The 19,660-nt window shown below is 44.0% G+C and carries 14 protein-coding genes; 4 read left to right on the top strand and 10 right to left on the bottom strand.

Annotation, left to right across the window (positions count from 1 at the left end; genetic code table 11):
- Positions 1-20 precede the first annotated feature (20 nt).
- Together EAH55_RS16805 and EAH55_RS16800 are read left to right on the top strand one after the other, a co-directional pair.
- Positions 21-1,394 carry a sigma-54-dependent transcriptional regulator gene (locus EAH55_RS16805; protein ID WP_121810659.1) on the top strand — a complete coding sequence of 458 codons (1,374 nt, stop codon included), beginning with the start codon at positions 21-23 and terminating at the stop codon, positions 1,392-1,394.
- The gene (locus EAH55_RS16800; protein WP_121810658.1) at positions 1,378-2,676 is read left to right on the top strand and encodes a sensor histidine kinase; all 1,299 of its coding nucleotides are present in this window, start codon (positions 1,378-1,380) and stop codon (positions 2,674-2,676) included. Before EAH55_RS16805 ends, EAH55_RS16800 begins: the two co-directional genes overlap by 17 nt.
- A 374-nt stretch (positions 2,677-3,050) precedes the next feature.
- Here EAH55_RS16800 and EAH55_RS16795 read toward each other — a convergent pair whose 3' ends face one another.
- The 4 genes from EAH55_RS16795 to EAH55_RS16780 form a co-directional block, all read right to left on the bottom strand.
- Positions 3,051-4,631, bottom strand: coding sequence for a RagB/SusD family nutrient uptake outer membrane protein (locus EAH55_RS16795; protein ID WP_121810657.1), 1,581 nt, complete (start codon positions 4,629-4,631; stop codon positions 3,051-3,053).
- A 24-nt stretch (positions 4,632-4,655) separates the two neighbouring features.
- Positions 4,656-7,847 carry a TonB-dependent receptor gene (locus EAH55_RS16790; RefSeq protein ID WP_121810656.1) on the bottom strand — a complete coding sequence of 1,064 codons (3,192 nt, stop codon included), beginning with the start codon at positions 7,845-7,847 and terminating at the stop codon, positions 4,656-4,658.
- A gap of 140 nt (positions 7,848-7,987) precedes the next feature.
- Positions 7,988-9,040 (bottom strand): FecR family protein, encoded by a 1,053-nt coding sequence (locus tag EAH55_RS16785; RefSeq protein ID WP_162996915.1) that lies wholly within the window; start codon positions 9,038-9,040, stop codon positions 7,988-7,990.
- Positions 9,041-9,095: 55 nt separating this feature from the next.
- Positions 9,096-9,638, bottom strand: a complete 543-nt coding sequence (locus EAH55_RS16780) for an RNA polymerase sigma factor (protein ID WP_162996914.1) — start codon at positions 9,636-9,638, stop codon at positions 9,096-9,098.
- A gap of 225 nt (positions 9,639-9,863) precedes the next feature.
- On the opposite strand from EAH55_RS16780, the gene EAH55_RS16775 reads away from it, so the two are divergent.
- Positions 9,864-11,534, top strand: coding sequence for an alpha-amylase family protein (locus tag EAH55_RS16775; RefSeq protein WP_121810653.1), 1,671 nt, complete (start codon positions 9,864-9,866; stop codon positions 11,532-11,534).
- A gap of 214 nt (positions 11,535-11,748) precedes the next feature.
- Positions 11,749-13,404 carry an ATP-binding cassette domain-containing protein gene (locus EAH55_RS16770; protein ID WP_121810652.1) on the top strand — a complete coding sequence of 552 codons (1,656 nt, stop codon included), beginning with the start codon at positions 11,749-11,751 and terminating at the stop codon, positions 13,402-13,404.
- 259 nt (positions 13,405-13,663) lie between these two features.
- Here EAH55_RS16770 and EAH55_RS16765 read toward each other — a convergent pair whose 3' ends face one another.
- The 6 genes from EAH55_RS16765 to EAH55_RS16740 are packed head-to-tail and all read right to left on the bottom strand — an operon-like array spanning position 13,664 to position 19,522.
- Positions 13,664-14,767: a glycosyltransferase family 4 protein gene (locus tag EAH55_RS16765; protein ID WP_121810651.1), complete on the bottom strand. Its 1,104-nt coding sequence runs from the start codon at positions 14,765-14,767 to the stop codon at positions 13,664-13,666.
- On the bottom strand, positions 14,767-15,687 hold the full coding sequence (locus tag EAH55_RS16760) for a hypothetical protein (RefSeq protein WP_162996913.1): 921 nt from the start codon (positions 15,685-15,687) through the stop codon (positions 14,767-14,769). The genes EAH55_RS16765 and EAH55_RS16760 overlap by 1 nt, the downstream gene beginning before the upstream one ends.
- 9 nt (positions 15,688-15,696) lie before the next feature.
- The gene (locus EAH55_RS16755; RefSeq protein WP_121810649.1) at positions 15,697-16,632 is read right to left on the bottom strand and encodes a GNAT family N-acetyltransferase; all 936 of its coding nucleotides are present in this window, start codon (positions 16,630-16,632) and stop codon (positions 15,697-15,699) included.
- On the bottom strand, positions 16,625-17,629 hold the full coding sequence (locus EAH55_RS16750; RefSeq protein WP_121810648.1) for a polysaccharide deacetylase family protein: 1,005 nt from the start codon (positions 17,627-17,629) through the stop codon (positions 16,625-16,627). Before EAH55_RS16750 ends, EAH55_RS16755 begins: the two co-directional genes overlap by 8 nt.
- Positions 17,626-18,783: an amidohydrolase family protein gene (locus EAH55_RS16745; RefSeq protein ID WP_121810647.1), complete on the bottom strand. Its 1,158-nt coding sequence runs from the start codon at positions 18,781-18,783 to the stop codon at positions 17,626-17,628. The genes EAH55_RS16750 and EAH55_RS16745 overlap by 4 nt, the downstream gene beginning before the upstream one ends.
- Entirely contained in the window at positions 18,770-19,522 is a 753-nt protein-coding gene (locus tag EAH55_RS16740; RefSeq protein ID WP_162996912.1) for a class I SAM-dependent methyltransferase, read from the bottom strand. The genes EAH55_RS16745 and EAH55_RS16740 overlap by 14 nt, the downstream gene beginning before the upstream one ends.
- Positions 19,523-19,660 lie beyond the last annotated feature (138 nt).

Raw genomic sequence — 19,660 nt, 5'->3', positions numbered from 1 at the left:
TACGATATTGACCGCTTGTTATGATATTGGTTATTGATGATGATATTGCCGTACGCACCTCGCTAATCCTGCTGCTGAAAAGTGAGGGTTATGATGCTGTAAGTGTTGGCGAACCTGCTGAAGCCCTCAAGATCATCAGGAAAAAAGCCCCTGAACTGATCATTCTTGATCTTAATTTTTCGATAGATACCTCGGGACAGGAGGGGATGGACCTGCTTGGAAAGATCAAGGCTTTTAGCAGTGCCATTCCGGTGATCCTGATAACCGGTTGGGGAAGTATCGAGTTGGCAGTTAAAGGCATGAAGCTTGGCGCCAACGATTTTATCAATAAACCCTGGGTTAACGAGCACCTTATCCAATCGGTAAAAACACTGCTTGATCTACAGGATAAAAAGACGGAGCACCGTACCCGTAAGCAACTGGACAAAACCTACAATTTTGAAAATATTGTAGGTGAAGATTCCCGGATGCTCGATATTTTGGAAACCATCGGCCGGGTGGCCTCAACAGATGCATCAGTGTTGATCATGGGCGAAAGTGGTACAGGTAAGGAACTGATTGCCGAAGCAATTCATCAGAACAGTCTTCGTCGTAATAAGCCATTTATTAAAGTGAATTTAGGCGGTATCTCTACCTCCTTGTTTGAGAGCGAAATGTTTGGTCACATCCGTGGCGCGTTTACCGATGCCCGGTTTGACAGGGTAGGCCGCTTTGAGATGGCCAACAAGGGCACCATTTTTTTAGATGAAATAGGCGATCTGGATGCGAGCAGTCAGGTGAAACTGCTCCGTGTATTGCAAGACCGCACCTACGAGGTATTAGGTAGCAGTCGTACCAAAACCGTAGATACCCGTGTGGTTTGCGCGACAAACAAAAACCTGAACGAGATGGTATCTCGTGGTACTTTTCGTGAGGATTTGCTTTACCGGATCAATTTGATCACGGTTTATTTGCCTGCCCTGCGCGAGCGGCCGAAAGATATTCCTTTGTTGGTTAGCTTTTTTATTAATAATTTAAAGCAGATCTATAACCGGCCCAATTTGTCGGTAGCGCCATCGGTTATGAAATGGTTACAGCAGCTACCCTTGCCTGGTAATATCAGACAGTTGAAAAACCTGGTGGAGCGTTCCATTTTAGTGAGCCGGAGAGATGAATTGAGCATTGATGATTTCCGGTCGCAATTGGAATTATCCCCGGTAAAAAAAGGAAATATCCAGTTGCCGGGAGTGGGCACCTTAACTTTAGAAGAGGTAGAGGTAGAAATGATAAAACGGGCATTAGATCATCATAAAAATAAAATAAGCAAGGCCGCGGCGGCTCTGGGGCTCACGCGCAGCGCCCTGTACCGGCGGCTCGAAAAATACCAGATCCCGTACGATGAAGCTGAGGACTAAATACATTTTATTTGTGCTGATCCTGCACCTGCTTACCCTGGTGCTTGCATGGTTTATTTTTATCGACAATAAGATCTATTTTATCATAGCCGAAGCTTTTGTTCTCCTCTCGGCAGCTGTGGCTATACAGCTTTACCGCCAGCTTGTATTGCCTTTAAAAATGTTACTACAAGGTATTGAAGCCATAAAAGACAAAGATTTTAATGTAAAGTTTCTTTCAACAGGCAAGCTTGAGGTTGATGCGCTGATTGATGTTTATAACCAAATGATGGACGAGCTAAGAACCGAACGCACACGACAGGAACAGCAGCATTTCTTTTTAGAAAAGCTGATCTATACCTCGCCAACGGGCATCATCATTCTTGATTTTGATGACCGCGTACAGCAAATAAACCCTAAAGCTTTGCAGGTTTTGGCTATTGATGAAAAAGCTGTAGTTGGTGAATTGATTGGCGAGTTAAAGCATCCCGTTTTTGCACACATCAAAGCCCTTAAATCGGGCGAAACTATGGTAGTTAAGCTGGACGGCGTTAACTCTTTCAAACTGCAAAAGTCGCACTTTATTGACCGTGGATTTTCGCGGCATTTTATCATGTTGGAAGATTTGACTGCCGAGATCCTTGCGGCCGAAAAGAAGGTTTATGGCAAAGTGATCAGGATGATGGCACATGAGGTTAATAATACCATTGGCCCGGTAAATTCCATCATGCAGTCGGCGATGAAAACCGATCAACTTTGGGCGGGGCATGATTTTGATCCAATAAAGGATGCCTTACAAGTAGCTATGGACAGAAACCAGAACCTGAACCTGTTCATGCGCAACTTTGCCGATCTGGTTAAACTGCCGCCGGCCAATAAGCATCCCGTTATATTGCAAAAGCTTATAGAATCGGTAGTAAAGCTAATGGGCATCCGTGCCAAACAAAAAGGCGTATCGCTTAATCTTGATTTGCCGGAGGAACCAATCACGATCATGGCCGATGAACAGCAACTGGAACAGGCTTTTATCAATATCGTTAAAAATGCCATCGAGGCTATTGATGGCAACGGTTCGGTAACACTTGCCATCAATCCCCAAGAAAAGAAACTAACCATTACTGATACCGGCAAAGGCATTAGTCCCGAGCAACAGGTTAACTTGTTTACCCCGTTCTTCAGCACTAAAAAAGATGGACAGGGCATAGGCCTAACCCTGGTGCGCGAAATCATGCTAAATCATGACTTTGAATTTTCATTAAAAACTGTTGCCGAAAGGCAAACGGAGTTTGTGGTTTATTGGTGATAAGATAAAAATGAGTAACGTGTAAATAACGATCGCCGCCGCTCGCCTCCAGGCGAGTGGTAATTATAAAGCGGCCTCTGGCCGCCGTGGCAAAAGAGGGCGATGGCTTGGAAAAACAAATAAAAGCCATGTCATTGCAAGCGCAGCGTGGCAATCTCGTAGCCAATGCATGTCCGATCTGCATAGCTACGAGATTGCTTCGTCGTTCCTCCTCGCAATGACATGGCTTTTTACACCAACATTACTGGCAATCTCTTATCTTCCCTACACTTGTGTCCAGGAGGTGAGTGGCAGCAGTTATTTGGTATGAAAAACAAAAAAGCTGCCCCGAAATAACGGGACAGCCAGGCAATAAAATAGGGGTACAAATATTATTAATAGCCGGTGTTTTGCTGCAGTTTTGAGTTTAAGATAAGCTCGGCAGATGGGATAGGGAAAAGGCGTTTGTTAACATCCTTGTCGGTTTTATAACCCCATGATTCTTCATATTTTCCAAAGCGGATCAGGTCGTTCCTTCTCCAAGTTTCCCAGTTTAGTTCGCGTGCGCGTTCCTGTAAAAGGTTGGGAAGGTCAACGCTGCTCCAGGTAGCTGCTTTACGTTTAGTCCTTAATTGGTTAATTAGCGATAGAGCTGTTTCTCCATTTGTTGGAGTAGCGCCCCTCAAAATGGCTTCGGCTTTCATCAGCAGTATATCGGCATAACGGAAAACAGGCACGTCGTTACTTTGGTTACGGTCGGTTGCTGTAACATCCGGGTAGTATTTGTTATTGCGGATACCTTTCGCTTTACCCAGCTCGTCACCCCCAACCTCAAAGGTAGGTACGTCAACCAGTGTAAGATCTGGCGTAAACGTCAATTGGTAATCAATAGGAGCCGTAGGGTCGGGGCCCGCGTATGAAGCATCCAAACCTTTTTTAGTTGTTTTTATGATGATGGGATTGCCCGCAAAATCATACTGCTTGCCAATAAGCCAAATGCTGGTGCGGATATCGTTGGGATCGTTAAATTGAGCATAGTACGACGGAATGGTGCTGCATGGGTTACTTAAGCGGTAAAGCAAACCATATTTGGCCTGCAACGCCGGATGCAGCGAATACCAGCTAAATTGCTCGCCCTGGGCCAGCGCGTGATCATAAGGGATGGCGAAAATAAATTCTTTAACTTTTGGGCCGTTATCCGGGTAAAACATTTTCAAGTAATCATCCTCTAAAGCGTATTTTCCTGATTGCATGATGTTATCGCACATTTTAACAGCATCGTTGTAGCGGCCCGCACCGGTGTAAACCTCGGCGTTAAGGTACATTTTGGCCAGTATGGCGTAGGCGGTGAACTGGGTTGGCCTGCCGTAAGTTGTCTGATCAACTACGGTACTCAGGTTGGGGATCACCTCGTTTAATTCTTTCTCGATAAAGGCAAATACATCTTTACGCGCGGTGGTAGCAGGTTTATCAGCAGAACCAAATGTGGTTACTACCGGAATGTTGCCGTAAAGATCCATCATAAAGAAAAACATCATGGCACGTGTTGCCCTCAGTTCGGCAATGGTAGTAGCTTTTGCAGCGTTATCCGGTGATGACGCAAACGTAGCGATGATGCGGTTACAGGTACTGATGGTACCAAAACCCCATGTCCAGGCATCCTGAACCTGTGGCAGGTCGGCATTCCAGTTGTGATAGTGCAGCTGTTGGTAACGGCCGCCGTCGCGCCAGCCCCCGGCCCTTGCGGGCATAATAGCTTCATCGGTACTCAGGGTTTGCATTTGCCAGTATGATTGTGCAAATGAACCCCTCAACTGCGCATAAGCAGCTCCCGAAGCCAGAATAAACTGTTGCGGGGTAGTAGGGAAGTTTGATGGAGTTAATTCGGTTTCAACAGGCACATCAACTTTGGTGCATGATGATATGGTAATGGCCGCGAAAAGCAGGGCACAGTATTTATGAATGGAAGTTTTCATGTTGATCTTTTAATGGTGTTTGATTTAAAATGATGCACTTAAACCGAACAGGAAAGCCCTGGTGCGCGGGTAATAGTTTTTATTATCGATACCCGGTGTAAGTCCGCCTAATGAAATCTCCGGATCAATACCCTTATAGCCGGTTATAACGGCCAGGTTATTACCCGATACATACACGCGTAAATTGCGGATGCCCGGCGTAAATTTCGGGAAGGTGTAACCAAGGGTAGCGTTATCCAGGCGCAGGTATGATCCGCTTTCAATATAACGGTCGGAGTATAAATAAGCATTCACATCTTTAGGCGATTCATTGGCGGATGAAGCGGGCAGGTTATAGCTCCTTACGTCGCTGGTACGGTTCAAATCGGCAAGGGTAGCGTTCAGGATCTTGCCACCAAGCGAGCCTCGCACAAACAGATTAAGATCAAAATTGCCATAGCTAAAACTGTTATTAAAGCCGAACACCAGTTTAGGCTGCGCGTTACCGGCGTAGAAATAATCTTTAGAAGTTGGGGTAGTAGTTACACCGCCGCTGTGGCTGTAAAACTGCGATACGCCATTAGCATCTTTACCGGCATATTTGTAGAGCAGGAACTGACCTACCGGATAACCAGTTTTCAGGATCTGTACTTTGTAACCTGTTTCACCCTGGCCGCCTGGTTCTGCCTGCGGAATAGAGTCAAGTTTAAAGCTGCTGTTTGACAGTGATACCAGTTTGTTTTTATTGTGCGCTATGTTAAGAGAGGTATTCCATTTAAAGCTGCTTGTAGCTACAGGAGTAGCGTTAATGGTAACCTCGTATCCTTTATTGGAGATTGAACCTACGTTGGCGGTTAAAGTACCCACAAAATATTGGGTGGTTGATACCGGGTAAAAGTAGATCAGGTCGTTGGTTTTTTTGTCGTAGGCTTCGATAGTTCCACTCAACCTGCCGTTGAATAAAGAGAAATCCAAACCTAAGTTATACATGGTGGTTTTTTCCCATTTCAAGTCGGGGTTAGCATTTTGCGAGGGGCCTATTGAATTAGTGAACACACCATTATAATAAAATGCACCTGCCGAACCATATTTAATCTGTGAGATCAACGGATCAAAGCCCAGCGAGTTACCGGTGATACCATAACTTGCCCTTAATTTCAAATCGTTAAATAAATGCTGGTTTTGCATGAACGATTCTTCGGTGATCCGCCAGCCTAATGATGCAGAAGGGAAAGTACCCCATTTGTTGTTTGCACCAAATGCCGATGAACCATCACGCCTTAATGATAATTGTAGCAGGTATTTATTGTCATAGCTGTATTTAGCACGGCTGTAATAAGATATTAAACGGAGTTTTTGATATAGGTTGGCCCCCCAGTCTGTCCTGAAATCACCTGCCGGCGAGCCAAGGCCAATGTTCAGGTAGCCAATATCATCTGTAGGAAAGTTACGGTTATTGGCCTGAAAACCGTCGCCGTTTACATCCTGCTGCAAGCTGTAACCTGCCAGTACGTTAATATCATGTTTGCCCGTGGTTTTGGCATAGGTCAAAAAAGTTTCCCCCACTTTGCGGGTATTTTCAAATGACGAGCGGTAAGCTTCGCCATGAACGCCCTGGTCAAGGGTGTACTGGCTGTTGTAATAAGCGCCGCCGTTAACCTGCTCATTTTGGGTAGACAGGCTGATGTTATAAGTAAAACCCAACGGGAGTTTTAACTCAGCAGTAGCATTTATTAAGCTCAGTTTGCTTTTAGTTTTTTGATAAGCATCGGCCAGCAAAGCAACCGGGTTATAGTATTGTATACGTTGCAGGTTTTCTGTATACGCACCATTTTGCATTACCGGAACAGTTGGCAGGTAGCGCAGCATGTTGTATAATACAATGTTTTGATTGGGGATGATGTCTGAATTACTTGTGCTGTTGTTTACAGATAAGCCTAATTTCAAACGGTCATTAAATGCCTTTTGCTCTACGGCCATTTTGGTAGTAAATCGGTTAAGCGCACTGCCTTTCAAAATGCCTTTATCATCAAAATAATTAACCGAAGCGCTGTAAGTAGTTTGGTTAAAACCACCTGTAAGGGCAACGTTATGGTTTTGTGAGTAAGCGGTACGGCTTACCTCTTTTTGCCAATCGGTATTAGCGCCTTTTTGGTCGGATGGGTCAAGGGCCAGGTTGTTTTTGCTCAGGTAATCGGCAAGCTGTGTAGCATTCATCATTTTAATGCTGTTGGCAATTTTTTCGACACCGGCATAAGCATTATATGAAATGGCGGTTTGACCGCTTTTACCTTTTTTAGTAGTAATGATGATTACACCATTAGCCGCACGGGTACCATAAATAGCTGTGGCGGAGGCGTCTTTTAATACATCGATGGTTTCGATATCGTCAGGAGCTACAAGTCTGTAATCGGCACCGGCTACGCCGTCAATTACATAAAAAGGTTCCTGGGCTGGGCCGGTACGCAGGGTTGAGGGGCCGCGCAAGCTTATAGACGGGCTTTCATTCGGATCGCCGGAGCGGGTGATATTTAAGCCGGCAACTTTACCCTGTAGCAATTGCGCGGGGTTGCTTAGAGCACCCCGGTTAAAATCTTTGTTCTGAACGGTTACAATAGAGCTGGTAAGTAGCTTACGCGATTGCTTGCCGTAGCCCACAACTACTACCTCTTTCAATGCAGCCTGATCGGCTTTTAATGAAATGTTGAGCGTGCTGCCGGAAACTGTTGCCTCTTGCGATTGATAGCCGATAAACGAAAACACTAAAGTGCTGTTTTCTACTGCTTCAAGATGATAGTTACCGTTTACATCGGTAATTGTTCCATCTGCGCTTTCTTTTACTCGTACCGAAACACCGGGTAAGGCTTCGCCTGTTTGCGAGTCGGCTACCTTGCCGGTAACGCGCAGTATTCTTGACGAGGTTTGTACATATATGGTTTGATCGGTCCTTTTAAATGACAGGCCCGATTGCCTGGCTATTTTTTTTAATACTTCGTCAATAGGCTGGTTATTTTCAGAAAGGCTTATTTTTTTACTCAGCTGGGCCTCTGTTGCATTGTGTATAAAGTGTAAGCCGGTTTGTTTTTCAATTAGGGAAAATACCTCTTTGATTGATTTTCCGGTAACCTGGATGGTGCAAACCGGATCGGAAGTACGGCTTTGGGTTGTTGCTCCGGCCTGTACAACCGTGCACATCAAATAAATCGCACTTAAAAGTGAGAATATATATTTTTTCATATTTTTGAGATTGCTAATACTAATTTGAATTGGGCCCTTTGGCGAGGACCTGATTACGGAGCAGGCGGTGTGATCTGATCATGCTGCCTGTTGTTGTTTTATGCTTTTCTTTATTTCATTAAGTTTTACCTTTCTTGTGTTTAGTTACATTTACCGGATATGATCATGGCCTTACCCTGCATTTTCCATGATATATCCGAAACCATTTTTATTTGTTCCATTACTTTGTTTAGCGGGATATTATCAAAAGTGCCTTTCAGTTTGCAGCGCAGCAGGGTACTGTCCTGCAGTTTTACAGGCACGCCATACCATCTGCTTAGCTTTTTAGCGGCGTCGGTCCAGCTGTCGTAGTTAAACACCAGCTTATTTTCCTTCCACCCGGTAATATCTTCAGTTATAAAATCAGTAACACGAGCCTGGCCATCGCTTTTTGAATAGATCATTTGCTTACCGGGATCGAGTATGACCCGTTTTGATGGATCATTATTCATATCAACCTGAACCTTGCCCTCTACAAGCGATACCGTGATATTACTATCGTTAACATAGGCCGATACGTTGAAATGCGTGCCCAATACCTGGGTAGCAACTTTACCCGTATGTACAATGAATGGTTTCTGCGGATTGCGTTTTACATCAAAAAAAGCTTCACCATCTAAATACACTTCACGTTTCTCGTCGTCAAAATTTCCTGCAATGTGCAGGTTACTTGATGCATTAAGGGTTACAATGGTACCATCGGGCAAATTGATCTTCTTTTTTTGTCCGGGTGCTGTATGGTTTTCAATAAGGGCAAACGTATTGGCAGTTTTATTACTGATGTGGATTTTATAAAACCAGAACGCGCAGGCCAGTAATAATACCGAAGCCGCTACGGCCAGTACAGGCCGTAGTTTTAGAATAATGGCATTGGGTTTTGGCAATGCTTGTTCGTTGGATGGCGTTTCAAGCTGATCTATTTTTTTATTGAGGCGGTTCAGGGCATCATTAGCTTTGATACTATTATTGGGCACGGGCTTCCTGGCCGACCAGATCTCGGCAATATCTTCAAACGCGTCAGAAAATTCCTTATCGGTCTGAACTTTTTGCAATAAATATTGAGTTTCCTCTTCGGATATTTTTCCCTCCAGGTAGCCTATGATCAATAGGTAATGATGTTCATCCATGTGCGCCATTTTGAAGTAAGTATTCAAAAGGCTGCAATCCGATTACATGATTTTACGATTTAATGTAATGTTAATATTGTGACTAATTATTTAACAAAAGCAGGCGCTTGCGGCAATAATTGATGGCCCGGTAAATATGAGTTTTTACCGTATTGGGCGAGATATTTAAAATTTCGGCAATCTCATGGTGCTCAAGCTGGTGATGCCAGCTCATCAAGAAAATAAGTTTTCCCTGCTCCGGTAATTCATCTATAAAACGCTCAATTATGAGGCGGCGCTCTTTCCTGAACAGGATCTCATCGGGGCGAAGGTGATCGCCTATGGGTTTGTCCGACGCGTACTCTTCAGGTAACAGTTCAACTTTCTGGCTTTTGCCTTTTAAAGTATAAACCCTGTTTTTTATGGCTCCGTACAGGTATGATTTTATGGAGGTATGAATCTGCAGCCGCTCTCTTTTCACCCAGAGGTCTAAAAACAGATCGGCTATAATGTCTTCACCATCATCATTGTCTGCTCCTAAAAACCTGCAGAAATCTGACAATAGCGGATAGTATTTTAAAAATAAAGAATTAAATGCTTCCCTGTCGTCTGTTTTAATTTTCGACAGTAATTCTATATCCTCCATTATCATTTTATCGGTTCGGCAATTATATCACTAAGGTGTTACAATGCCCTCGTTTTGTAGATTAAGTTATTGTTAAACTTTATTGCCTATGCCGCCCTGCAAGGAGGTGTGATTTTTTTAACAAATTAATAAGATCGTATTAGTTTTTGCTTAATCCTTTTAGTAATGTTGTAAACCAATTTAAATGTTACGTTAACAGATAATCACATCGCAACTACATCAACTATGCAAAGACGGCATTTCCTAAAACTTTCTGCAACCACATCGGCAGCCTTACTTTTCAGCAGGCTTACTCACGCGGCTTCAAACGGTGCCGTTATCATGAATGCTCCAGATGAAGTCTGGGCGCAATCGGGTACCGAATGGGTTAAGCTTAAAGCCTCAGGCGGATCGAACTACAGTTACAAAGAGATCAGCGTAAGTTTAAAAACCAGCGGCAACGCGCTGGGTATTTATGTATCATCGCCAAAGCAAGAGTTAAACGCGGTGCGTTTAAAATGGAAGCATAACACCGGTGCATCTGCCAAATTCCTGGGCGATCACTGGGAACGTTCTTACGGCGACCTGGAATGGAAAACAATGACCGCGGGTATTAAAAATCCATGGTATGTAATTATACATGATGAAAAGCAAACAGCTTGTTTCGGTGTGAAAACCGGCGCCAATAGTATTTGTTGGTGGGGAGTTAATGCCGATAATATCGAGCTTACTTTAGATACAACCTCAGGTGGGGTAGGTGTATTACTGGGCGACAGACAACTGCACGCTGCTGATGTTATCACTGCAAACGCCAAAGCCGGCGAAGACACTTTTGCCGCCACACATCGCTTTTGTAAAATGATGTGCGAAAAGCCACGGATCCCTAAACAACCGGTATATGGTATTAACGACTGGTATTTTGCCTACGGCAACAATTCGGCCGATTTGATCAAAAAAACAACAGCGATGATGGCCGAACTGGTTACAGACCATAGCAATAAACCTTTCTCGGTAATAGATGCAGGCTGGGCAACTTATTCGCCATTGTTACCGGGTGATGGCGGCTGGAACGATGATTTTTCAAAGCCTAACGATAAGTTTAAAGATATGCATGCCCTTGGCGATGAGATCAAAAAAATGGGTATGCGTCCCGGACTTTGGATGCGCCCGCTTTGCGCAAGGCACGATGAAAAGGCGAGCCTGCTGGCACCAAAGATCCCCGGCAGGGATAACCCTAAAAATCCAACGCTCGACCCAACCATTCCCGAAAATATAGCCCGGATCAAACATAATTTTGATGTGTACAAGCAATGGGGCTATGAAATGGTGAAACACGATTTTACCACTTATGATATTGCCGGTCGCTGGGGTTTTGATATGAAGGATAGCTTTACCTCGCCGGGCTGGCATTTTAACGACAGGAGTAAAACCAACGCCGAGATCATCCTGCATCTGTACCGCTCTATTCGTGAGGCCGCCGGCGACGGAATTTATGTAATAGGCTGTAATACCATGAGCCACCTTTCGGCAGGCGTATTTGAGCTTTGCCGTATTGGTGATGATACCAGTGGGCACGAATGGGCGCGTACCCGTAAAATGGGCGTAAACACGCTGGCTTTCCGCCTGCCTCAGCACAACGCTTTTTACGCGGTAGACGGCGATTGCGTGGGCTTAACTAAAGATATCGAATGGAAAAGAAACAAGCAATGGCTGCAATTATTGGCCGAAAGCGGTGCGCCGTTGTTTATCTCCGGTCAGCCTGAGGCGATGGGTGAAGAGCAAAAGAAAGCCGTGAAAACAGCATTTGCACAAGCCGCTAAAGTACAGCCACTGGGCCAGCCATTGGATTGGATGGAAACCATGCTACCAACCAAATGGAAGTTGAATGGCAGGGTGGTGGATTTTGATTGGGCATAAGGAAATAACGTTTAATCACCATGTCATTGCGAGCGAAGCGCGGCAATCGCACAGAAGCAGAGCCGATCTGTAGAGTATGCGATTGCTTCGTCGTGCCTCCTCGCAATGACACATATTTCCATTATCGTAATATACAGTTAAGGCAACCCCAGCACCTCAACATCCGTAACCAACAATAAAGCCAGTGATAAATCTGGCTTTATTGTTAACACCCTTGAAGCAGATTCTCAAAAGTATACGCTTAATTCTTAATCATCAGGAGAAAGCAAAATTCATCAGACTTATCCTTGCTGATATTATTGTTGCGCTGCTGGATGTCGCTTTTTTAGGTTTGCTGCTGCTTATAGTTAATTTTTATACTCAAAATACGGCGCATAACCTGGGCTTTTTGCCGGCTTTCATTGCCGATAACCGGTCGCTGTGGCTTATCGGAATTTTCCTGGTATTGTTCGCTTTAAAAAACTGTATCGGGTTTTTCGCTCAAAATGCCCAGCACCATTTTTTTTATGATGTGGCTTCGAGGTTGTCTGAAAGAAATATCCAGAATTACCTTGATGATGATTATAACGCGTACGTGCATATAGATTCATCAATCCATACCCGGCGTATTAGTCAGCAACCTATTGAGTTTAGCCATTACATTCTAACCAATTTGCAGCAGATCATCTCCCAATCGGTATTGATTGTTTTTACCGTTGGAGCAATTATGCTGTATCATCCAGCTTTGTTTGTGTTGCTGTTTGTGTTGTTGCTACCGCCTGTTGGCGTTTTAGGTTGGTTCATAAAAACCAAATTAAAAACCATCCGCGGGCAGATCAAAACCGTGAGTGAAAAAACACTTCAGCATTTAAATGAATCGTTGGCGGGTTATGTTGAAAGTAATATTTACCAAAAAAATGACTTTTTTAGTCGCAGGTTTTTTAGCTATCAGCAACAGTTAAACCAAAATATAGCCTCGCAGCAAACCTGGCAAAATTTGCCTTCGCGGTTAATGGAGGTGTTTGCTGTGCTGGGCTTTTTTATCCTCATCGCTGTAAATAAACTAATGGGCGATACAGAAGTAGTCAGTATCCTTACTATCGGCATTTTCGTAGCTGCTGCGTATAAGATCATTCCCGGTATAGTCAAGATACTGAACAGCAGTGGACTAATGAAAACCTATGAGTTTATACTGGCCGATCTGGTGGTTGAAGAAAGCGATAAACCACAAATTAATGAAGCTGTTGACGAACATATCACCTCATTGAAATTTGAAAAAGTAAGCTTCAGTTATCCGGAGAAGCAAGTTTTAAATGAACTTTATTTTGAGATGGCTCCCGGCGATATTATGGGGATTTCGGGCAATTCGGGTAGGGGGAAAACAACCATCATTAATTTGTTAACCGGCTTTTTAGAACTGACGGCGGGGGGTATTTATATTAATGATAAAATTACCGCCGCTGCCGCACGGAGGTTGTACCGTAAAAATATCTCACTGGTAAAGCAGCAGCCCTTTTTTATTTATGATACTATCGCTAAAAATATCGTACTCGATGATGCAGCGATCGATGAGGAAAGGCTTGCCGAAGTATTAGCGTTTTGCGGCTTAAATAAATTGATCGGCGGTTATCCCGAAGGTATCGAAAAGATCATTACCGAGAATGGCAAAAACATCAGCGGAGGCCAACGCCAAAGGATTATGCTGGCGAGGGCACTTTATCATAACTGCGATTTGCTGATATTGGACGAACCTTTCAGCGAGATGGACGCCGATGCCGAAAATGAAATGCTGGCTAAACTGCAACAATTGGCCCTGCAGGGTACCATGATCATCCTGATTACGCACAATAAAGCCAGTTTAGGTATTTGTAATAAAGTGCTATCGCTATGAAATGTTTTTTCTGGTCGAAGTTTAGCGATAGCGTAACTTCGTCCTAAAATAAGGGAAGCATCCTGCTTCCGTGTATTAAAATAAGTAAGGAACTTTCCTAGAACAAGCTATGGAGTGTTGATTAAGCTGAAAGCTTAACCAATTTGGGGACGAAGTTGCGCTATCGCTAAACTTCGACCAGTGACCAGCTCAGCATGACATCCTTCTCGTCTTGCGCACGTTTGCAACGAGCGCAAGGTTTTTAAAGCAAGAATTGATATTATACCAGTCCCTCCGCTATCTCCTCAATCTGCTCTGCAATAGCTTCAAACGATAGGTTCTGCTTGTAATACTCCATTGATAGCCTTCGCTTTTCTGCCACATTCATATGGGCTGTTTGCCGGAGTACGTCAAGTAACGCGGCTTCGTTTCCCCGTTCGTATAATACCCCGCATTCGCCATTGTTGGTGATCATCCTGAACGAGAGGATATCGGTAACCAGTGGCACACATCCGCATGACATCGCTTCGCAAATAGCTGTGCCACTACCTTCATAGTGCGATCCGGAGATGATAAAGTCGGCACTGTTATACCAATATAACAGGTCTGCATGAGGTACTTTGCCTATTAGTTCTATGGCTTCTTTATTTAGTGAAGCGTTGATCAATTCGTTGATTTCAGGAAGCAGCTCTTCTGTATGATAGATCATATACAGTTTTACTCCGGGAGAGCCTTGGGCAAATTTTAAAAAGGCCTTAACTACGTTAAGCGGATCTTTATTATCATTTAAACGACCTACCCATAAAAATACCGGGGCGTTTTTAGTGTTGGTTTGAGATTCGGCTTCCGGGCGGTCAATCGGAAAAAATACAGACGACACTTCCATTACCTCGTGTATTTTTTCCGGCGATTTGAGGTTGCCTGCCGCTACCCATTCCAAGCCCATATCATGAGAAGCAAACAAGTAGGCATGGGCATATCGATCCGCCAGTTTTTGCAGCAATTTTTTGATCCCGCCGGGAAACGGCTTTTCAGCGTGGTTTTGAACAATGATAGGTGTGCTTTTACCCAGCATTAGTCCAAGCTGAATCAGTTGCACCGGCTGATGCAGGCCGTGAAATATCACGATATCGGGGTTTAAACTTTTAACGTATAGGTTAAGCCGGAAGTTAAAATGAAGCTTTTTTTTGCTGAAGTTTACGAAATGATAGGCGATGTTATTATGGTTAACAATCCCTTCATAATTGATCTGCTTTACGTTGATCACCTCATGCCGTTTGCTTAGCTGGTCCATAAGACCGGTATATCCCAGGGTGCGGACAAACCAGGCCTGGGGGTCATCAAAATCGGGCGAATAGTTGTAACTGACAAAAACGTATCTCATTAAAATAAACCCTCAATACTGGTATAATTGCTGTTTTGAAATTGCAGGAAACCCACGTGGTACAATGATGCGGGATTGGGTCTCAACACTTTGTTATTAATCACCCTGCCTATCATGAGCATGTGGTAGCCCATTTTTTTATGCTCAAACACTTCTATCTCTTTATATCCGCCCGAACACGCAGGTACAGGAAAACCGAATACTTCGCTTTTAACGGTATCAAATGGTAATTGATCTACCGGCGTTGGGGCTGTGCTTGAATGTTTGCCCAGGTTATAAACCGAATTGATGTCGACCGCGTCCGTGTCACATACCACAACTTTGCCGGCGTTCAGGATTTTATCCAGTGTAATATTGGTTGTGCGTAGTCCCAATAGGTAAATACCCTCTTCCTCAATATAGCCGTGAATGTCCATCGGGAAAACGTTGCAATATTCATCATCGGCATAGGAAACAATAATGATGCTGCGTGGATAGGAGTATAGGGCGCTAACTACTTTGCGACTATCGTAGGTGTTCTTCTTCGATCGTAGGAAATACCTGAAAAGCATCTCCCGTTTCAGCGCGTTAAGCTGGTGGTTCCTGACGCTTTCTATCCTGAACAAAAGCAGGCTGCCTTTTCCTGTTTTCACTGTTTCTATCAGTGATACATTGATAGCGGCACTTAACATACCATTAGTTTTAAATTCAATAACAGCGTTTGCCGCATTTAAGTCCACCGTTTCATGAGCAGGCAGCCAGGCCGCCATACAAAACGGATCGAGGCAGATCATGCTGTTGTTGCGGGTGATATCAAGATTTTTACCTGCAATGTTCAAAAAAACCTTCTCCCTGATCTGGCTTTGCTGCAGGCGGGTTATGTAGAAAGTTTTTATAGGACTTCCGTTAAACAAAAGTTTTCTGATCGGTTGAGTTATCATATCAAACACTTAAAAAATATCTATATCGGCAAAAGCGAACGCCATTTTATCAAGTGGCATTCGTGCGCCAAGGTCTTTAACAATTACGGGGAATGAAGGGATTGGATCGGCATAGCGCTTCAAAAATCCATTCAGAGCAGATCGCTTATCGGCCTGGAACTGTAATTTTCGCAACCCCAATCGCCTGGCTATTTTCTTAAGCCTCGGTATAATATCGCGCAGGTCGTTAGTTGCAATATTGATATCGCCTATTACCATCCCGTCGGCAATCCTGAACCATACCGAAGTATCGCCTGTTTTAATCGTAAAGCTTTCGGTATATGTTTTATGGCCAAGATAATAGCCATCCCTGTGCAGCCCATGGAAGCCTTCATTAATCAACGTGCTTGGCACTCCGCACTGTAATGACGCATACTTTTTGATCACTCGTTTTACATACCATCCGTACACCCCTTTTAAAAGCGAGAACTTATTGGCCAATCTTTCCAGCGGGAGGGCTTTGACCGGGATAATAAAACATTCCATTTGGGCGGATACCTGCCAGGCGAGCTTGTTTATAAAGCCCGGCAGGGAGTTTTGATTGGGAAAGCCAAACAGGATCCGGACATCTTCCGTATAGCAAAGTTCATAAGTAAGCTCGGCCAGTTTAATGAACAACCCTTTGCCGCGGTGATAGGGATGGGTCATGGTATCAGCCGATTGGGCGGCCAAAACAGGCTGCCCATCGCAGTTTATAAAACAGGGGATCACACCGTAAAACGCCGCGGGTACGTCACCGGCATAGGCCAAATAACCGGTATACATGACGCCGGTAAATGCAGTATTATACTTTCGGGCGAAGAAGTCGGATGGCAATGCTTTGCCATAAACGGCCTTATGCAGACTGGTCATATCAGCAAGCCGCTCCTCGGTTAAACGCTCTATTCTGTACCCGTTGCTATGCATAGCTCCCCCTTATTATGGCGTTTAACTGGTTGGCAGTGGATATGAACGGGTTTACGGTAAAGCGTTCGCGTAAGGCGTTATCCTGCCAGTCTCCGGTATTTATAAAATCAGTTGCAAGCAATTGCGTATAACCGGCTGCTTTGGCATCTTTTAAAACCTGATCATTGTATGAGCCATAAGGGAACGCGAAGCTATTGATCTGCTTGCCGGTCAGGTTTTCAAGATATTGCCTGCACATAGTCATCTCGCTTGCCGCGCTTGTTGAAGAGATGTGTGCAAGATCATTATGGTAATAACCATGCGCCCCGATGTTTACATAAGCCGAAGCAGACATGGTTTTAATTTGTGCCGGAGTCATCTGCAGCCAATAATCATCATCCTGCCGGTTTGCTTTAAAACCTGTAAGTTGCTCAAGAAAACTCATGAGTGCTGCTTTTTCGTTGAACCCGGTCGATCTCAGCTTGTCGGCATAAAGGGCGCCGTTTTCATCAACATATTTGTTGTTCCGGTTTTTACGATAGGTTTGATCTTTATACGTGAACTTTTCGGGGCCGTAATATCCGGCAATGCTCAACATATCGTTCCATAAAATATCAAAACCTGCATCGCGGATGGCTGTAACAAAAAAGGTAGCCGGTATGCAATATTTAGTTAGCAGGGACAGAACGTAATGGTAGTTGTTGGCCAGTCCGTCGTCAAAAGTTAGGCAGATGTTAAATTTTTCATTGCTGAAATTGCCTGCATAATAATCATCAAGCGAAACCACGTTGAAGTTCTTTTTATAGTACTGCAGGTGTTCTTCAAACCTTTCGCAAGTCAAAAACAGCGTATTGAATTTATGCGGATCGCCTTTAGAAACATTGTGGTAAAGGATAATGCGGCTTCCGCGGGCATTTCGATAAAGCTCCTTATCCAGTCCCAAAACATGGCGTGCATCGCCGCTTAAATAAGTAGCTTTCCGCTTTGATCTTGACCATATTTTTTTGATGATACTCATGCAGCTGGCTGTATAGGATAGGGCACGGGAAATCCGGCGTCGGGTTTATAGCGTTTTATTTCGGCTATTAATCCGTGGATATCGCCCTGTATATATTTGAAACTATTGCCGGTTAATATCTTATTATAACTCTGGCTGATGATGCCTGTAAGCTGATGATAAAGCGATTCATCGAATAAAAGGATCTCGCCTTTGTGCATTACCAATAAAATATCATCAGGAGTAACATCATAAAAGGCCTGCAGACTTGGCTTTCCGTTTGATTTTGCTATAACGATATCGGCATCAAGCCCGGCAATAAAGCTGCCGGTGTTTAACTGCCAGATTTTGGCCGGTAACGATGTTAGGGAATGATACAGCTCATGATCGGTAAGCATTTGCGTTTTGCGCGCAAGGCGGATATGATGCCAGATATCCCAATGGCCGGTAAGCGTACTATCTGTACCAAATAAAATACCTGTGTTTGTTTTTAGTTCATTAATGGCAGCTGTTTTATTGAGCAGGAAATAGTTGGACTCGGGACACCAAACAAGGGCTTTAAAATGTTTGGCCTGCCTCATATCCATGGCTACCCCATGTACGCCCACCAACTTGCGCCCGAACAGATTCCATTTAATGAGTGCATCAATTTCAGCATGGGCGACAGCGTTGGTACCTTCGCCGGAGTGGATTACTACAGGCAAGCTTATTTTAAGCGGGTTATTGAGCCGTTTTTTCCAGTTTTTTTCAAACAGAACCGAGTGGATGCTTTGGCAGTTTTCAAACACGGTGATCAGCGGATCATGTATGGTAACTTTTTCGCCATGATTTACAACGGTTGTCACACCACAAAGTAGGTTTTTATAAATTCCCCATTGCTCGCGCAAAGCAATAGGGATCTTCAATACAGATGAAATTTCATCAGCATAAACCCGGTGGATATGTTTGCCCCATTCAGTATAGCTTTCATAAGTTTGAGTGCCTAACTGGGGGAAAAGGTTAAAATCAAGATGGTCATGTGAGTTAATTAATCCCGGAAAAGCGATGGCACCAACAAAAGTAAGCTGTTCGCGATCATTGGCAATAGCAGGGGCAACCTGTATAATTTTGCCCTCGCTTATGCTTATGCTCACAGCACTATCGTTTCCCGGTATGGTCACATTATTCAGTACCATCTGTTCTTCTTAAATGCAATCCGTAAATAATAGGGAAGCCTTTATATCGGTCGTAAACATGAAGCGCGTTTTTATCGGCATAGTAATGCTTCATGCTTTCGTCTATTTTAATTTCTTGTTCGGCAACCAGTTTAAAGTTGTTGTTCAATAGTAAATCTTTAATAGTGTTTACAGGGTGCACGTAATTTTCAACCGCTATAAAACTGTCGCCATGTTTAAATGTGCGCTTGCCACCGTTGGCCAGCGTATGCGGGTGAAAATCGGTGATAATGATATCTCCGTTTGGTTTCAGGATGCGCATCCAGGCCTGTAGGGCAGCCTCCATATTTTTAATATGGGCAACCGTAAGCGTTGAAACTATGGTATCAAAACTACCAGATGGCATATCACCAAACAAGTCGTCGGTAATGCGGTAAATATTAGCCGAAGGAAATTTTTGCTGTAAACGGGCCAGCATCCCACCAGAGGTATCAAATCCTGTAAGCTTTTCAGGGTTTAATGCAAACAGCTTTTCCCAGTGCCTACCGGTGCCGCAGCCTATATCGGCTACATTTTTCCGGGTAATAACCTTATCTGTAACCAGTCGTGGAAACAATACCTCATCCAGGTCAAGCATCAGGTTGCCGGGCTGCTGATCATAGTTTTCTGCCCAGATGTCATAGGCATCAACTGAATTTTTCTCCAGAATATTTGGTGGGAAAAAGCGCTGCTTGATATAATTCTTTACAGTTTGGATCACAGTACAGGGGTATTTGATTAACAACCTTATATCAACAAATACGGCTGCTAAATAATAATGGTTGCCAGCCACTTTATTTATAAAGGCAGGCAACCCGCGTAAAATGCCGGGCGTATTTATTATTGTGAGAGTGTGATA

The sequence above is a fragment of the Mucilaginibacter kameinonensis genome, assembly GCF_003675385.1.
GTDB lineage: Bacteria > Bacteroidota > Bacteroidia > Sphingobacteriales > Sphingobacteriaceae > Mucilaginibacter > Mucilaginibacter kameinonensis.
The sequence above is the reverse complement of the archived record's forward strand: the minus strand, read 5'-3'. Positions and strand labels throughout refer to the sequence as shown.

What these genes read in the sequence shown, in the direction of transcription:
- EAH55_RS16805 (WP_121810659.1), top strand. Translation starts at nt 21, where the DNA reads ATGATATTGGTTATTGATGATGATATTGCCGTACGCACCTCGCTAATC.
- EAH55_RS16800 (WP_121810658.1), top strand. Translation starts at nt 1,378, where the DNA reads ATGAAGCTGAGGACTAAATACATTTTATTTGTGCTGATCCTGCACCTG.
- EAH55_RS16795 (WP_121810657.1), bottom strand. Translation starts at nt 4,631, where the DNA reads ATGAAAACTTCCATTCATAAATACTGTGCCCTGCTTTTCGCGGCCATT.
- EAH55_RS16790 (WP_121810656.1), bottom strand. Translation starts at nt 7,847, where the DNA reads ATGAAAAAATATATATTCTCACTTTTAAGTGCGATTTATTTGATGTGC.
- EAH55_RS16780 (WP_162996914.1), bottom strand. Translation starts at nt 9,638, where the DNA reads ATGGAGGATATAGAATTACTGTCGAAAATTAAAACAGACGACAGGGAA.
- EAH55_RS16775 (WP_121810653.1), top strand. Translation starts at nt 9,864, where the DNA reads ATGCAAAGACGGCATTTCCTAAAACTTTCTGCAACCACATCGGCAGCC.
- EAH55_RS16765 (WP_121810651.1), bottom strand. Translation starts at nt 14,767, where the DNA reads ATGAGATACGTTTTTGTCAGTTACAACTATTCGCCCGATTTTGATGAC.
- EAH55_RS16760 (WP_162996913.1), bottom strand. Translation starts at nt 15,687, where the DNA reads ATGATAACTCAACCGATCAGAAAACTTTTGTTTAACGGAAGTCCTATA.
- EAH55_RS16755 (WP_121810649.1), bottom strand. Translation starts at nt 16,632, where the DNA reads ATGCATAGCAACGGGTACAGAATAGAGCGTTTAACCGAGGAGCGGCTT.
- EAH55_RS16750 (WP_121810648.1), bottom strand. Translation starts at nt 17,629, where the DNA reads ATGAGTATCATCAAAAAAATATGGTCAAGATCAAAGCGGAAAGCTACT.
- EAH55_RS16745 (WP_121810647.1), bottom strand. Translation starts at nt 18,783, where the DNA reads ATGGTACTGAATAATGTGACCATACCGGGAAACGATAGTGCTGTGAGC.